Origin of the sequence: Aeromonas sp. S19(2024), from assembly GCF_041402625.1 — a bacterium.
Lineage (GTDB): Bacteria > Pseudomonadota > Gammaproteobacteria > Enterobacterales > Aeromonadaceae > Aeromonas > Aeromonas caviae.
The window spans coordinates 1-15,815 of the sequence record NZ_JBGLQU010000017.1; the positions used below are offsets into that span (position 1 = coordinate 1).

Annotated in this window: 15 protein-coding genes; 7 read left to right on the top strand and 8 right to left on the bottom strand. The window is 61.3% G+C overall.

What is annotated here, in order from left to right; translation table 11 throughout:
• Positions 1 to 166 precede the first annotated feature (166 nt).
• On the top strand, positions 167 to 958 hold the full coding sequence (locus ACB037_RS20155; protein ID WP_371175809.1) for a GNAT family N-acetyltransferase: 792 nt from the start codon (positions 167 to 169) through the stop codon (positions 956 to 958).
• Between the two features lie 60 nt (positions 959 to 1,018).
• Here the strand turns inward: ACB037_RS20155 and ACB037_RS20160 are convergent, their stop codons facing one another.
• From ACB037_RS20160 to ACB037_RS20170, 3 genes are all read right to left on the bottom strand, one after another.
• Positions 1,019 to 2,482, bottom strand: coding sequence for an extracellular solute-binding protein (locus ACB037_RS20160; RefSeq protein ID WP_042864821.1), 1,464 nt, complete (start codon positions 2,480 to 2,482; stop codon positions 1,019 to 1,021).
• 8 nt (positions 2,483 to 2,490) lie between these two features.
• Complete coding sequence (locus ACB037_RS20165; RefSeq protein ID WP_039040116.1) at positions 2,491 to 4,470, bottom strand: methyl-accepting chemotaxis protein; 1,980 nt, start codon at positions 4,468 to 4,470, stop codon at positions 2,491 to 2,493.
• A 197-nt stretch (positions 4,471 to 4,667) separates the two neighbouring features.
• Positions 4,668 to 5,279: an OmpW family outer membrane protein gene (locus tag ACB037_RS20170; RefSeq protein WP_010674216.1), complete on the bottom strand. Its 612-nt coding sequence runs from the start codon at positions 5,277 to 5,279 to the stop codon at positions 4,668 to 4,670.
• 325 nt (positions 5,280 to 5,604) lie between these two features.
• On the opposite strand from ACB037_RS20170, the gene ACB037_RS20175 reads away from it, so the two are divergent.
• The gene (locus tag ACB037_RS20175) at positions 5,605 to 5,730 is read left to right on the top strand and encodes a hypothetical protein (protein ID WP_010674215.1); all 126 of its coding nucleotides are present in this window, start codon (positions 5,605 to 5,607) and stop codon (positions 5,728 to 5,730) included.
• Between the two features lie 116 nt (positions 5,731 to 5,846).
• On the opposite strand, the gene uvrA is transcribed toward ACB037_RS20175, so the two are convergent.
• Positions 5,847 to 8,675: an excinuclease ABC subunit UvrA gene (uvrA, locus tag ACB037_RS20180; RefSeq protein ID WP_124244320.1), complete on the bottom strand. Its 2,829-nt coding sequence runs from the start codon at positions 8,673 to 8,675 to the stop codon at positions 5,847 to 5,849.
• A 92-nt stretch (positions 8,676 to 8,767) separates the two neighbouring features.
• Positions 8,768 to 9,406, bottom strand: a complete 639-nt coding sequence (locus tag ACB037_RS20185; RefSeq protein ID WP_010674213.1) for a LuxR C-terminal-related transcriptional regulator — start codon at positions 9,404 to 9,406, stop codon at positions 8,768 to 8,770.
• 518 nt (positions 9,407 to 9,924) lie between these two features.
• Between ACB037_RS20185 and ACB037_RS20190 the strand changes: the two genes are divergently transcribed.
• Positions 9,925 to 10,494 carry a single-stranded DNA-binding protein gene (locus tag ACB037_RS20190; RefSeq protein WP_371175810.1) on the top strand — a complete coding sequence of 190 codons (570 nt, stop codon included), beginning with the start codon at positions 9,925 to 9,927 and terminating at the stop codon, positions 10,492 to 10,494.
• A 161-nt stretch (positions 10,495 to 10,655) separates the two neighbouring features.
• Entirely contained in the window at positions 10,656 to 11,426 is a 771-nt protein-coding gene (locus ACB037_RS20195) for a transporter substrate-binding domain-containing protein (protein ID WP_319850217.1), read from the top strand.
• A 46-nt stretch (positions 11,427 to 11,472) separates the two neighbouring features.
• Here ACB037_RS20195 and ACB037_RS20200 read toward each other — a convergent pair whose 3' ends face one another.
• Positions 11,473 to 11,595 (bottom strand): hypothetical protein, encoded by a 123-nt coding sequence (locus ACB037_RS20200; protein ID WP_010675895.1) that lies wholly within the window; start codon positions 11,593 to 11,595, stop codon positions 11,473 to 11,475.
• 295 nt (positions 11,596 to 11,890) lie between these two features.
• Between ACB037_RS20200 and yjbD the strand changes: the two genes are divergently transcribed.
• On the top strand, positions 11,891 to 12,175 hold the full coding sequence (gene yjbD / locus ACB037_RS20205; protein ID WP_042879473.1) for a DUF3811 domain-containing protein: 285 nt from the start codon (positions 11,891 to 11,893) through the stop codon (positions 12,173 to 12,175).
• 392 nt (positions 12,176 to 12,567) lie between these two features.
• Entirely contained in the window at positions 12,568 to 12,780 is a 213-nt protein-coding gene (gene cspA / locus ACB037_RS20210) for an RNA chaperone/antiterminator CspA (RefSeq protein WP_042078672.1), read from the top strand.
• 175 nt (positions 12,781 to 12,955) lie between these two features.
• Here the strand turns inward: cspA and ACB037_RS20215 are convergent, their stop codons facing one another.
• Together ACB037_RS20215 and ACB037_RS20220 are read right to left on the bottom strand one after the other, a co-directional pair.
• A complete protein-coding gene (locus ACB037_RS20215) occupies positions 12,956 to 14,341 on the bottom strand; it encodes an ATP-binding protein (protein ID WP_371175811.1) in 1,386 nt (461 codons plus the stop codon).
• A gap of 7 nt (positions 14,342 to 14,348) precedes the next feature.
• Entirely contained in the window at positions 14,349 to 15,071 is a 723-nt protein-coding gene (locus ACB037_RS20220; protein ID WP_069651538.1) for a response regulator, read from the bottom strand.
• Positions 15,072 to 15,270: 199 nt separating this feature from the next.
• On the opposite strand from ACB037_RS20220, the gene ACB037_RS20225 reads away from it, so the two are divergent.
• On the top strand, positions 15,271 to 15,627 hold the full coding sequence (locus tag ACB037_RS20225; RefSeq protein WP_010675900.1) for a hypothetical protein: 357 nt from the start codon (positions 15,271 to 15,273) through the stop codon (positions 15,625 to 15,627).
• The last annotated feature ends 188 nt before the right edge of the window (positions 15,628 to 15,815 follow it).

Genomic DNA, 15,815 nt, shown 5'->3' on the forward strand with positions numbered 1-15,815 from the left:
AAGAGAGACAGTAGATGTTGAAAGGCTTGGGTATCCATTATGGAGGCCCTCAGGGTGATGACCTACTTCAAGGTTAGCCTTTCAACATGTAATTGGGACAGCGCCTTTTTTTAACTTCTTTCCCCGCCTGCCGATAAGCAATTCAAGCGTTTGCAGGAGCCCCATCATGGAAGATCACCCCGGTTTTGCCACCGATCTGCTGTTCGATCGCTATCAGGGCGAGGTGACGGATCATGATGCGTTCTGGACCGTGCGCACCCCAGGCTCTCCAGACTACTACTTCGGCAACTACCTGTTGCTGCCCACTCCCCCAAGCGATCGTGACAAGGGCTGGCTCGAGGCCAGTTTCGACAGGCTGATTGGCTGGGATCCCCGTATCCGCCACCGTACCTTCCAGTGGCCCCTCGCCGCAGGCCAGAACAGCCGGGTCGCCGGGTTCGTGGCGGCGGGGTACCAATACATGGAGTGCGTGGTACTGGCGCTGAGTACAATGGAGTGGCAAGCCCCCACCGGCAGCGACCTGGCCCCGGCTCGCCCGTTCACCGCGGCGGACTGGGATCAGTGGCTCGCCTTCGAGCTGGCAGAGCGGGATCCCGCCCATTCGGAGGAGCGCTATCTTCCCTATCTCTTGTCACGCCGCCAGCTCTATCAGGCCATGATCGATGACGAGCTCGGACAGTGGTGGGGTTTATGGCATCAGGATCAACTGGTTGCCAGCTGCGGACTCTTCTTCACCGGCACCCTGGGACGCTTTCAACTGGTGCGCACGCACGCAGAGTGGCGAAACCGGGGGCTCTGTCGTCTGTTGCTGAGCCAGGTCGCACGCCAGGGACTGGCACGGGCCAGTTCGCTCATCATAGTGGCAGACGAGCACTATCACGCCCAGCGGGTCTATCGCACTCTGGGTTTCGTGCAGGTGGCCCGTATCGGCAGCCTGTGCCGCTTGCCACGGGAATGACAGGTCATCACGCAGATGCAAAACGGGAGGCCTTGGCCTCCCGTTTTGCATGGTGAACCATCAGGGCTGTGCCCCCTCCAGTTCGCTGGCGAGCGCCTCCTCCACTTCGGCAGGAGGCGCTGGAGCGACGGCTCCGGACACCGGTACTGACGGAGGCTGGGTCGCGCTTGCTCCGGAAGGCGCTTGTCCATCCGGCACCACAGGCGCAGCAGGCTCGGTCCCGATGGCACCCGACACAGGGACGGCAGGCACGCTCGCCTCACACTGACACTCCTGTCCCTTGCCCTGGTTGCCCTGATGGGGGGCATACCACCCTTTCAACCCCTGTTCCAGGCGATCGGCCGCCGCCTTGGGAGCCACGGTTCCCAGCAATACCTGCTGGCTCACCTCGGCCAGTTCATCCCCGAGCTTGGGAGTGCCGCGGGAGAGGATCTGGGTGGCAACCCGGATGGTGGAATCGCACTGATCCCGCCACTCCATCATCTCTCTGGCCGCCGGATTGGTGGCTTCAAAGAAGTGGTTGGAGAGCGAGAAGAAGCCGGGCAGCGAGTTGGTATAGAGCTCGGCAAACTGGGGAGTGGTCAGCCACTGCAGGAAGGTCATGGCGGCCTCCTTGTTCTTGCTGGCCGGATTCATCCCCATACCGATATCGGTGTGATCGGTGAAGAAACAGCCATCCCCCTGCTTTGCCACGGGCGGGCGCATGACACCGAAGTCCACCTTGCCGGTGAAGGGGGCAATCTCCCAGGATCCCGCTGCATAGAAGGCAGCCTTGCCCGAGGTGAACAGCTCGTTGGTGGTGGCGTAGTCGCGGCTCTCGCCCCCCTCCCCCAGGTAGTCACGCCAGCGGGCCAGCTCCTCGAACACCTTGACGTATTGCGGGTTGTTGAAGCGCTCCTGGCCCCCGATCAGCGCCAATCGACCATCCTCCCCCTTCCAGTAGTTGGGGCCTATGTTCTGGAAACCGAGCTCGGAGGCAACCCAGCTCTCCGAGCCGCTCACGGCGAGGGGAACATAGCGACCATCCGCCTTCACCTTGTCCAGGGCCGCGAAGAATGCCTCGCGGGTCTGGGGAACCGTCAGCCCCAGCTCACTGAAAATCTTCTTGTTGTAGAAGAAGCCGTGAATCACCGATGCCATGGGTACGCAGAAAGTCTGGGCGCCACTGTCGGTCTGCCAGGGGGATTGGGCAAAGCTCGGGAAGTTCTCCATCCCCGCCATCTCGCTCAGCTCCACCAGATGGCCCGCCTTGAACAGGGCCAGGGAGTCGTCAAACGGGCGGCAGGTGATGAGATCCCCCGCCTTGCCCGCCTTGAGGCTGGCCCAGAGGGTCGGCATGTACTCGACGTTCTGCACCCCGTTGAATTTCACCTGAATACCCGGGTGGGCGGCCTCGAAAGCAGGAATGATCTTCTGTTCCCACAAGGCCTTGTCATCTATGCGCCAGCTCTCTATCACCAGCTCGCTGGCCATCAGCTGGCCACACAACAGGAGACTCAGGGCCCCGATCCACTTGTTAGCCATAAGTCCTCCTACACCTTGAAATGGGCGATCAATTGCTGCTGCTTGGCGACCAGATCCGCCAGCACCTCACTGCTGCTGGCCGATTCCCGCGCCTCCCGCTCGGTCTCGTAAGCCACATCCGCAATGCCGGCGACATGACGGGCAACCCCCTGACTCACGGAGATCTGTTCCTGGGCGGCATGAGCCACCTGATCCGCCATCGCCTTGATGGCACTCATCCGCTCGGCAATGGATTGCAACGCCTCGTCCATCACCCGGGTCTGGGCCACGCAATCCTGGGTCTGCTCCTGGCTGCGTGCCATCACGGCCACCACGTGCTTGCTGGAACTTTGCAGGTTCTCGATCATGGCCTGGATCTCCTCGGTCGAGGTCTGGGTCCGGTTCGCCAGTGCCCGCACCTCGTCCGCCACCACCGCGAAGCCGCGACCGGCGTCCCCCGCGCGGGCCGCCTCGATGGCCGCGTTCAGCGCCAGCAGGTTGGTCTGCTCGGCGATGCTGCGGATCACGTCGAGGATACTGCCGATGTTGTCGCTGAATTCCCCCAGCTTGTGGGTGATGCCGACCGCCTCTTCCATGGCACCCGCCAGTTGTTCGGTGATCTGGCGCGTAGTCGCCACCTGTTTGCGTCCGGCGCGGGCCTCTTCGTCCGCCAGGTCCACCTCGCGCTTGGTGCCATCGGTGGAACGCGCCACCTCGGTGGCACTCACCTCCAGCTCGGTGATGGCGGCAGCCACCTGATCGGTCTGGCTCTTCTGATCCTGCACCCGTGACATGGCCCGCTCGCTTATCTCGGCGGCGCGGCTCGCCTCGTCCACCAGATGGCGCGAGCCGGCATTGATCTGGGCGAGCAGCTCGCCAGTCTTGTCTGCCAGGGTATTGATGGAGCGGGTCAGGCTGCCAAACTCGCAGCGGCTCTGGTAGTCGATGCGCCGGGTCATGTCACCCGTAGCCATGCGATCCAGCTCCCGATCGATGAGTTGCAGCGGACGCTGGATACTGCGGGCCGTGGTGTAACCGATGAGGAGCGCGGCGGCCGCGGAGATGGCAGACACGATCAGGATCCAGGCGCTGGCGCTGCTGACGGCGTCATCCGCCCCGACCCGGCTCGCGCTGGCAATGCTGCCCGCCGATTTGGCCATCTCGTCCAGCAGCGCCAGGCTGTTGACCAGACTGGTGTCGAGCTGCTGGTTCAGGGACTGCAGCGAGGCCGCCAGTTGCTGGCCATTGCGCATGGTCGCCAGCAACCCTTTCGGGCCGAGGGCCAGCTCCTGCATCCGATCGAGGTTGACGATGAAACGCTGCCTCACGTCATCGGGCACCTGCACCCGTTCGAGCCGTTTGCGTGCCATCTCGATATCCTTGCCGAGCACCTTCTCCAATTCATTGAGATCGGTCTTGGCATCGGCCCGGCGGATGTTTTTCAGATCCCGGGCAATGCCGGAGGTGATGAGTTCGGCCTTGTTGCGCATGGAGCGTTTGCTCGCGGTCTGCTGCAACAACAGGTCGGCGGCCCACTGGTAGGTATCTTCCAGCCGGATGAACGCCAGCTCCAGTTCATGGCGCCGATCGAGTGCGGCCACCCACTGGCCGTGCTGGGTCAGCACCTGATCCGCCAACCCGTAGAACTCGCGGGTCGCCCCGTCGACCTGGCGGAACCGCTCGCTCGCCTCGGCCACCCCGTCAAACCGGGCCATCTCCTTGCTCTGGGCCAGGAAACGCTCCTGCTGCGCCTTGAACTGGCTGGCCAGTTGCGGCAACTGGGCCGCCTCCTCGCTGGTTCTGTAGGTGAGCACCCAGCGGTTGCTGTCCTGCAGTGCACCCTTGAGCCCGGCGACCGCGATCACCAGGGGGGTGGCACGATCAGAAACCTGGGAGAGCCCCTCGTTGATCCCCCGGATCTTCAGAATACTGATGAAGCCGAGCAGAACCAGCAACAACAGCATCAGCACGAAGCCGGCGATGATCCGCTGCACAATAGATAAACCCATGGAGGCATCCTCACTCGTTGGGGAAAGGGGTGAATGCCGAGGTTATCGGCAGCGGGGTGCAATGGAATAGCGGTTCATGACGCGATGGCGGGCCAGATCACAGTTGGCGTGACATGGCAGGCAGAAAAGGGCCCGAACAGAGCCGGGCCAAAGAGACATGCTTGGTTGTCATGGCCGTGCATCGGCCACGTTTGTCATCAGAAGCGGTAGCCGACGCCGAACATGAAGGCCACCGGATCGATGGAGGTGTTGATGGTGCCCACGGCGGTATGCACATCGGTATCGATGTCGATGAGCCAGGCGGAGGCGTTGACGAACCAGCGGTCATTGATCGCCATGTCCAGGCCCACCTGACCCGCCATCCCCCAGGAGGAGTCCACGCTCACATCCGTCCCGGCCAGGGCACCGCGCCCTTCCTCGTCGAAGAAGGTGGTGTAGTTGATACCGGCCCCCACATAGGGGCGCACCTTGCTGTTGGCATCACCGAAGTAGTACTGCGCCATCAGGGTCGGCGGCAGGTGTTTGACCTTGGCGACCTCACCCAGGCCGGCAGTCGACACCGAGTGGGAGAAGGGGGTCGCGGCCAGCAGCTCGACACCCCAGTTGTCCGTCAACATGTAGGAGAGGGTCAGGCCAAGCTGCATGTTGCTGTCGATCTCCAGCTCGCCCGTCCCCAGCACGTTGTCACTGCTGGTCTGGGGAGAGACGAACGCCAGGCCACCACGGACCAGGATGTCACCGGCCTGATGTGCCATGGCGACGGGGGAAGCAAAAGCGGCTGCGATTAACAGAGGAAGGATCTTTTTCATCACATTATTCCTTTTTTGTTTTCTTTCTATGTTGCAAGCCCGAAAACTATAAAAGGATGTGAATGGCCGGTTATTGATTTAGCTCAATAGTTATCAAGAAATAGATAGATGTACACGGCAGCTTTGATTGGACAATCAAACCGCAGATGAAAATAAAAAGTCATTCAAATACATGATGATGCCTTAAATTACCGCATCAGCATGAAATGTAAAATACCAATTAAATACACCTTAAACACCTTCATATCACCTTTCAATTGTTGTTTAATTATGCCCCGGGGCGTATTTTATTAATGCGATGTAACCACGCTGTAATTTGAATTTTATGAAACCACAGACACGCAAAGACAAAATTCTCGGCATTCTTGCCGCCATCTGGGGGATAGGTTCCTTCCTCTTCATTCTGCTGGGTTTCCTGTTCGCTCTCGCCTTCCTGATGCTGACACACTGAGTCTGCCGGACGAGTCCCTCTTTTCTCCCTCTCATCCCTGGCCGGGCGCCAGACCGGCGCACCTCGCCCACCGGCCAACAAAAAAGGGGCCTTGGCCCCTTTTTCTCGAGTGACGCTTATTTCTCCAGTAGAGGAGCGAGGAAGCGCGCCGTGTGGGACTCCTTGCAACGGCTCATCTCCTCAGGCGTACCCGTCACCAGAATACGGCCACCACCAGCGCCCCCTTCCGGGCCCAGATCAACGATCCAGTCCGCGGTTTTGATGACGTCCAGGTTGTGCTCGATGATGACGATGGTGTTGCCCCGATCCCGCAGCTGGTGCAACACCTTGAGCAACTGCTGGATATCGTGGAAGTGCAGCCCCGTGGTCGGTTCGTCCAGGATGTAGAGGGTCTGGCCGGTGTCCCGCTTGGAGAGCTCCCGCGCCAGCTTGACCCGCTGCGCCTCGCCGCCAGAGAGCGTGGTAGCGGACTGACCGAGGCGGATGTAGGAGAGGCCCACGTCCATCAGGGTCTGCAGCTTGCGCGCCACCGCGGGCACCGGATCGAAGAAGGCACGGGCATCTTCCACCGTCATCTCGAGGATCTCGTGGATGTTCTTGCCCTTGTACTTCACCTCCAGGGTCTCGCGGTTGTAGCGCTTGCCCTTGCAGACGTCGCACGGCACGTAGACGTCCGGCAGGAAGTGCATCTCCACCTTGATGACCCCGTCCCCCTGGCACGCCTCGCAGCGTCCCCCCTTCACGTTGAAGGAGAAGCGGCCCGGCTGGTAGCCACGGGAACGCGCCTCCTGGGTGCCGGAGAGCAGCTCGCGGATCGGGGTGAACAGGCCGGTGTAGGTGGCCGGGTTGGAGCGCGGGGTGCGGCCGATGGGGCTCTGGTCGATATCCACCACCTTGTCCAGATGCTCCAGCCCCTCGACGCTGCGATAGGGCGCAGGCGTGGACTCGGTGGCCTTGTTCAGCTCACGGTGGGCGATGCGGAACAGGGTGTCGTTGATCAGGGTCGACTTGCCGGAACCGGAGACGCCGGTGACGCAGGTCATCACGCCGATGGGCAGATCCAGGTTGACGTTGCGCAGGTTGTTGCCGCTCGCCCCTTTCAATTTCAGCCACTTGCCAGTGAGCGGGGTGCGCTCGGCCGGGATGGCGATCTGCTTGCGCCCGGAGAGGTAGTCACCGGTCAGGGACTCGGGGTTCGCGATGATCTCCTCCGGCGTCCCCTGGGCGACGATGGCACCGCCGTGCACGCCAGCCCCCGGACCGATGTCGAGCACATGGTCGGCGAGGCGAATGGCATCCTCATCGTGCTCCACCACGATCACGGTGTTGCCGAGATCACGCAGGTGAGTCAGGGTCTTGAGCAGCCGCTCGTTGTCACGCTGATGCAGACCGATGGAGGGCTCGTCCAGCACGTACATGACCCCCACCAGGCCAGCCCCGATCTGGCTGGCCAGCCGGATCCGCTGCGCCTCGCCACCGGAGAGGGTCTCGGCGCTGCGCGACAGGCTCAGATAGTTGAGGCCGACGTTCACCAGGAAGCCGAGCCGCTCGACGATCTCCTTGAGGATCTTGTCCGCTATCTGGGCACGCTGACCGGACAGGTTCAACCCTTCGAAGAAGGCCAGGGCATCGCCGATGGACTGCTCGGCGATGGCGGGCAGGTTGCGATTGTCCACGAAAACGTGGCGGGCTTCTTCCCGCAGTCGGCTGCCACCGCAACTGGTACAGGACTTGTTGGCGATGTATTTGGCCAGCTCTTCCCGCACCGCGTTGGATTCGGTCTCCCGGTAGCGGCGCTCCATGTTGTGCAGGATCCCCTCGAACGGGTGCTTGCGCACCACCACGTCGCCGCGGTCATTCATGTAGCGGAACTCGATCTCGGTGCGCCCGGAACCACGCAGGATCACCTCCTGGGTCTTGAGCGGTAGATCCTCCCAGGGGGTCTCCAGGTCGAACTTGTAGTGATCGGCCAGGGATTTGAGCATCTGGAAGTAGTAGAAGCTGCGTTTGTCCCAACCACGGATGGCGCCGCCGGCCAGGCTCTGGCCCGGATCATGGATGAGCTTGGCGGGATCGAAATACTGCTGCACCCCGAGACCGTCACAGGTGGGGCAGGCCCCCGCCGGGTTGTTGAAGGAAAAGATCCGGGGCTCCAGCTCCGACATGGAGTAACCGCACTCGGGGCAGGCGAAGTTGGCGGAGAAGGTCATGGGGGCAACCCCATCCTCCCCGTCCATCGGCACCACCAGCACGATGCCGCCGGAGAGAGTCAGCGCCGTTTCGAACGATTCGGCCAGGCGCAGGGCCAGGTCATCGCGCACCTTGAATCTGTCCACCACCACCTCGATGGTGTGCTTCTTGTGCAGCTCCAGGGCGGGAGGATCCGACAGATCGCACACTTCGCCGTCGATGCGGGCGCGGATGTAACCCTGGGCCGCCAGGTTCTCCAGCAGCTTGGTGTGCTCCCCCTTGCGGTTGCGCACCACGGGGGCCAGCAGCATCAGCTTGGCGCCTTCGGGCTGGGCCAGCACCTGATCCACCATCTGGCTGATGGTCTGGGCCGCGAGCGGAATGGCGTGGGTCGGGCAGCGTGGCTCGCCGACCCGGGCGAACAGCAGCCGCAGGTAGTCGTAAATCTCGGTGATGGTGCCGACGGTCGAGCGCGGGTTGTGGGAGGTGGACTTCTGCTCGATGGAGATGGCAGGCGACAGCCCCTCGATATGGTCCACGTCCGGCTTCTCCATCAGGGAGAGGAACTGGCGGGCATAGGCGGAGAGCGATTCCACATAGCGGCGCTGCCCCTCGGCATAGAGGGTATCGAACGCCAGAGAGGATTTGCCCGAACCGGAGAGGCCGGTGACCACGATCAGCTTGTCGCGGGGCAGGGTCAGATTGATGTTCTTGAGGTTGTGGGTGCGGGCACCCCGGATCACGATTTTTTCCATCTTGTTGCGCGCTCGATACGGGAACCAGAGCGGGCCAGTATGGCATAGAGACTACTGGATGAATAGACAGTCTTTCCTTCCGTACCCCTTCCTCAGAGATACTCCTTGGCCCAGCTCACCGCCTGCAACCGGTTCTTGACGTTCAGCTTCTTGAAGACGTTGTAGAGATGGGATTTGACGGTGTGTTCGCTTACGAACAGGCTGTCGGCGATCTCGGTGTTGGAGGCCCCCGTCATCAGGTGACGCACGATCTCCTGCTCGCGGGCGGTCAGCAGCGTCTGCTGACGCTGAGGTTGCCCGCTCCCCTTGCGGTAGTAGTCCACCAGGTCGCACAGCAGGTGGCGCGGGATCCAGTACTCCCCCTGCAACACCTTGCGGATGCCGAAGACCAGCCTGTCCAGCGTGTCCTGACGAAAGAAGAGCCCACTGGTATGGGGCCACATCAGCAGCAGCTCTTTGTTGGTGCTGGTCGGGGCATTGAGCAACACGGCACTGGCCTCGCCAAAGCGCTGGCAGATGGCATTGCTCCAAAGCTCCTGCTGGGTCGACTTGAGGTAGTCCAGATCGATCAGCAGCAAGGTTTTGGGGGCGCCCTCTGCAACGTCTGGCAGGTCATTCAGCTCCCCCACCAGCAAGATGGGCAGACCAAGCTCTTCACTGAGGTGACGCTGGAAACGGGAGGCTTGTGCGTTATTTTCGGTGATCAGCACCAGGAGGGAGTCGGGCGTCATCAAGAGAACTTCCTTGCACATTCGAGTCGGGGCTTTTTGGCAAGGAAGAGTACCAATCCCCCTCCTGGCTGCAGCATTAAAAAAGTATTAGACGCATCGGTGGCTCCTTTGAAGCCCAGCAATTTTCCAGCCAATACAATTGGCTAGCACGCCCCCCCCATTTGGGGGGTCAGGTAGTGCCGGTGCGCACCATAACAGCTCCGCCCTCTTCACGCAGCCTGCCCCAGCCGCCTCCCCTTGCTGGTGACACCTTACCTCGGGTAAGTTACTCAGGCTGTGGCGATCCATTGACGCCACTGTGGCAGGGAAGATGTGCGCTCATGCCCGTCAACTGGTACTATGGCGGCCAAACGCTGCGGCCGATCCATGACGCCTCTGCCGGCAAGCTCCGGCACAGCCAGGACACTGATAGAGAGATGACACCCAGCCAGGGCGCGCATCTCGTTGCAAACAAACGCATTATTGAATGGGCCCAGGCATCTGGCCTGGCCGGTATACATAAGGGTGGAAGAGAGATTATGGCCAGTCGAGGCATCAACAAAGTCATTCTGATCGGTAACCTGGGGCAAGACCCGGAAGTGCGCTACATGCCGAGCGGCGGTGCCGTGACTAACATCACCCTGGCCACCTCCGATACCTGGCGCGACAAGCAGACCGGTGAGCAGAAAGAGCGCACCGAATGGCACCGTGTCGTCTTCATGGGCAAGCTGGCCGAAGTGGCCGGCGAGTACCTGAAGAAGGGCTCCCAGGTCTATGTGGAAGGCAAGCTCCAGACCCGTAAATGGCAGGATCAGAGCGGCCAGGAGCGCTACACCACCGAGGTGCTGGTCGACAGCTTTACCGGTGTGATGCAGATGCTGGGTGGCCGTCCGCAGGGTGGTAGCCAGGGCATGGGCGGCCAGTCATCCCAGGGCAACTGGGGCCAGCCGCAACAGGCTGCACCGCAACAGAACATGCAACGTTCTGCTGCCCCGCAGCAGAACATGCAACCGCAAGGCGGTTACGGTCGTCCGGCCCAGCAGCCGCAATCCGCCCCGCCGGTCTACAACGAACCGCCGATGGATTTCGACGACGATATTCCGTTCTGATCCCCTGCGGCAGGCCCTGATTCATCAGGGCCTTTTTTTACCTGTTTCTGACGCATTCACCTCCCCCGACGACCATGTTGCTGCCACTTTCCCCCGCTTTACGTCCCCTTCGTCCAGGCTTGTGGCTATCATCGAGACGATTTCTCCCTTCGGGAACCTGCATGAACTACTTGAGCCGTCTGCTGTGCCTCGCCCTGCTGATGTTCGGCGGCCACCTTGCTGCGGAGCCGCTGCGGGTGGGAGTCAGCTTTGCCATTCCTCCCTATGTCATCAGCCACGAAGACAGGGGCATTGAACTCGATCTCATGCGAGAGGCCTTCGCAGGCAGCCCCCATGAGCTGCAGGTCGTCTATCTTCCCCTGGAGCGCACCTTCAGGATGCTGGAGGAAGGCAAGCTGGACGCCATCATCAACGTCAAACCCGGCATGCTGGAAAGTGCCTACCTCTCACAGCCGGTGATCACCTTCCACAACCGGGTCTTTACCCTTGCGCCGACGGCAGTCCACACCATCAAGGATTTGCAGACCCTGCGAGTCAGTGCCTTCCAGCGTGCACGGCAGATCCTGGGAACGACCTTCTCCGACATCGTCGACCAGAATCCCCGTTATGAAGAGGTGGCGAGGCAGGAGGGGCAGGTACAGCGGCTCCTGCTCGGGCGCACCGATGCCGTGATCCTGGAACAGCGGGTGTTCTACTACTATCTGGCGCAGTTGCTCGGGGATGACCAGGAGGGCGACCGCTATCCCAAGGACAAGGTCAGACAGCACGACCTCTTCCCCCCGACTCACTACCACTTCGCCTTTCGCGAGGCGGGCCACCGGCAATGGTTCGACAGACAGCTCGCCAAGATGAAGGCGGACGGGCGCTATGAGCGGATCTTTGCCGCCTATGGCACCACCTCTACTGCCGGAGACAAAAAAGCCAGCCCATGATGGACTGGCTTGATACCGGCTCCAGGGAGCCGCAGTGGATGGAGCGTTACTTCATCGCGCTGCCGTTTTTCAGCTCTGCTTTCTGACGTTTGGCTTCGCGTTTCTCTTTCAGTGACATCTGCGGTTTTTTCTTGGCATCTTTGCCGTGATGCTGTTCTTTGTTGCTCATCATCAGACTCCAAAAAGGTTACCTGGACAGTTGGAACGGGTGTTCCAGCATGTCAGCCGAATCGTGGATTTCAGTACGCCAACAGTGACGATCGGGGATCGCACTGGCCTCAGCATACTCCCAATCTTCCGCCGGGATCCAGCCTCCCGGCAGCGCCTGTCAGCCAGGCTTTCCCGCGGCGTGCTCCCCCGGAAATGACGACCGGGCGACACTTTTGGCATCCGGGGACGGATGGTCAGCCTGTCTCCGGTGGATGTGTGTTAGGGTGGGCATTCAACGATCGCAGGAGCGTGTCATGAAGAAGCTGGAAATGAAGGATCTGACCGAGGCCGAGAAAGCCGAGATTGCCCTGCTGGTGCAAAAGGCCCAGGCCAATGCCGATCACACCCTGACCAACGGGGAGCGCAACAAGATCCGCGAAGCAGGACGCCAGAAGATCGCCGCCGATCGCGCCCAGGCTGCCAAGGCGGCTTCCGCACTGGCGCGGGAGAAAGCCAAGGAGCGAGCCAGTGCCCAAGTACTGCCCGACACCTTCAACTGGTCCGATTCCGTCAGCAACAAATACCGTGGCAGACGGTAACGGCAGCATGAATGCACGCAGAAGACTCTGCTGAAAAAAAAGCGGCTGGCAGAGCGTGATGTCATTACCCTGAAAAGGGCAGCAGGAGGCGCCTGGCAGCAGACGCACACCCGGATAAAACGCCGATCCAGCCATCACCGGCAGAAATGAATACCAAGATAAAGATTGCCATGACGGGATGTGCGTGTTCTAATCGTTTTCGATGGTTCGGTAGTTCAGACCTGATTATGTTAGGCAGTCATCTTAAAGCAGTGATTTGTGCAGGCAGTTATCCCCGATAATTCTTGCCAGATAATTCTCCTTCTTTAGTGCTCCCCATACGTATTTCTGACGAAAAATCATGGATTGCCACCCTAATGGCGTTTCACTAATCACTATTCAAGGAAATTATCATGTCCAACAAAATGACTGGTACCGTAAAGTTCTTCAACGCCGAGAAAGGCTTCGGTTTCATCTCCCCGGCTGACGGCAGCAAAGACGTGTTCGTTCACTTCTCCGCTATCCAGTCCAACGGTTTCAAAACCCTGGAAGAAGGTCAGCGCGTTGAGTTCACCATCGAGCAAGGCCAGAAAGGCCCGGCTGCTGCCAACGTTACTGGCCTGTAATTCACGCCCGAGCCGCCTTCCGTTTATCGGCAGCGCCTCAGCAAGAATTGAAAAAACCCGCTTCGGCGGGTTTTTTGTTGCCCGTTTCCGGGTGGCCGACCTGTTGCCCTGCTTCCCTCTCGCCACGGGCAGCAAAAAGGGCACCCTGGTGGTGCCCATTTCCTGGTCAGGTTCCTTACAGGGGCAGGCTGATCCGCGCCTCCAGCCCCCCTTCCTCGCGATTGTGAAGGCTGAGCTCGCCGCCGTGCTGGTGCACCAGGGTGCGGGCGATTGCGAGTCCCAGTCCCACGCTGCCAGACTCGGTGTTGCGGGCTTCATCCAGGCGCACGAAGGGCTTGAACACCTCCTCCAGCTGGCTCTCCGCAATCCCCGGTCCCTGATCGCGAACCAGGATCAGCAACTCGCCGTCACCACGTACCAGCGAAACCTCGGCCCCCCCTGCGTACTTGATGGCGTTGCCGATGAGGTTTTGCAGTACCCGGCGCAGGGTGTTGGCCCGGCAGGCGTAAACCTGCTTGCCCTCGGCCAGGCAGGTGACGGGCTGGCCCATGTCGGCATAGTCGTCACACAGGCTCTCCAGCAGGCTGACCAGATCCAGCTCCCGGGTCGCCTCCTGCTGCCCCTCCTCCCGGGCGAAGCTCAGGGTCGCCGCCAGCATCTGCTCCATCTGTTGCAGAGTCTGCTGGAAGCGCTCCTTGTCCTCCCCGTCCGCCAGAAACTCGCTGCGCAGCCGCAGGCTGGTGATGGGGGTGCGCAGGTCGTGGGAGATGGCGGCCAGCATCCGGGTTCTGTCCTGCACGAAGCGATCGAGCCGGGTGTGCATCCGGTTGAAGGCCTGGATGGACTCGCGGATCTCGGTGGGCCCCTCCTCGTGCAGGGGCTCGATGTCCTCACCACGCCCCAGCCTGTCGGCGTTGGCCGCCAGTTGCTTGAGGGGACGGGTCGCCCGGCGGAACAGCCAGATCATCAGGCCGATCACCAGGCTCGCCACCAGCAGCAGGTTGAGGGTGGTCTGCCAGGACCAGCTCGCCGTCTCCTTGTCCACCAGGGAGCTGAACTGGAGCCAGCCGCCGTTGGGCAGTTCGATGGAGCCGTAGAGCCGCATGTCCTGGGGCGGCGGCATGCCGTTGCGATCCTTCATCATGCGGTTGTGGTGCTGCCAGGCCCGGCTGCGCTGGATGTCCTGCTTCAGCTCGGCGCTGATCTCCACCGCCAGGGAGGATGGATAGCCGAGCTTGGCCCGCACCAGCTTCTCGAAGCGGGGGCTGCGGTTGTCCGGCTGCAACGGCTCGTCGGCCAGACGCAGCAGCAGGGTCTCGCTGCGGCTCGCCTTGAGGATCTCGTGATAGAGGGAAGGAGGAGAGAGGGAGAGCAGGCGCACCACGGAGATGATGCGCTGCATGGCGTTGCGGCTGTTGACGTAACCGAGGGCCTCCTCCCTGTCCGAGCGGTAGATCTGGATACTGAGCAGCTGGATCAGTACCAGCCCCGCCAGGGCCACCAGCACTATCTGGCCGGTCAACCCCTTGGGCAGCAGCCTGGCGAAGACGCGCTTGATCATGTCGGCCTCACTCCTGGGTCACGTCGGCGGCGAACAGGTAACCGCCACCCCAGATGGTCTTGATGAGCTCGGGATTCTTGGGATCCCGCTCCAGCTTGCGCCGCAGTCGGCTTACCAGGGTATCGATGGCGCGATCGAAGGCCACCGCCTCCCGGCCACGGGCCAGATCCAGCAACTGATCCCGGCTCAGCACCCGCTGGGGCCGCTCCAGAAACACCTTGAGCAGATCGAACTCGGCGGTGGAGAGGCTCATCCCCACCCCCTCCTCGTCCACCAGCTCACGGCGATTGACGTCGAGCAGCCAGCGATCGAAGCGCAGATCCCGGGTCAGGGTCTCCGGCACGGGCAGGCTCTCCACCTGGGTACGGCGCATCACCGCCTTGATGCGGGCCAGCAGCTCCCGCGGGTTGAACGGCTTGGAGAGGTAGTCGTCCGCCCCCATCTCCAGGCCGATGATGCGGTCCGTCTCCTCCCCCATGGCGGTAAGCATGATGATCGGCAGGCGGGATTTGACCCTGAGCTCGCGGCACAGGGTGAGGCCATCCTCCCCCGGCATCATCAGATCCAGCACCAGCAGGTCGAACTCCCGCTCATCCAGCAGCCGCTTCATCTCCTTGCCATCGCGGGCGCAACTGACGCGCATGCCATGCTGCTCCAGAAAGCGCTTGAGCAGATCGCGGATCTCGCTGTGGTCATCGACCACCAGAATATGAGGGCTGCCTTGGTTCATCATCATTTCTCCGTTATCGGGCTGGGGCGATTATACGAAAATCAACCGGGCGGGTTGTGTCAAAGTGTGCCAGCACGCCCCTGTGCCACACTCTGCTACAAAATAGGCTTCTACTGGCAAATTTCAGACACTTCCACGGTGTTTACTGGATACCAAGGCGAAAGAGCCTCTACCCGTACACATCCGACAGGAGTTACCCATGAAAAAGCTGACCAAGACCCTGCTGACCGCCACCCTGATCCTCGGCCTGCCGCTGGGCGCCTATGCCGCCAGCGAGGCGGTCTCTACCGCGCAACCGACCCAGGCCACGGCGACCGGTTGCCCCATGGACGGTACCGGCATGATGGGCGGCAAGCATCATGGCGGCCGCCACGACAAGATGGCCCGCATGAAGAACATGACCCCGGAACAGATCCAGGCCCATCTGCAACAGCGCTACGACAAGATTGAAGATCCGGCCAAGAAGGCGGAGTTCGTGAAGAACCTTGGTCTGCGTGCCGACGGTATGATCAAGCATGCCGAGGTGATGAAGCAGTTCGCAGAAGCAAATCAGTAAGTCGAAGTGATGAAGCCGTTTGCCGAAGCAGACCAGTAAGTCGAGATGATCAAGCAGTTCGCAGAAGCAAACCAGTAAGTCGACGTAATGAAGCGGTTTGCCGAAGCAGACCCGTGATCCGGCGGGGCCCTGCCCCGACACCGGCGAAAACGACAGGGTGGCGCAAGCCACCCTTTTTTGTCTCCACC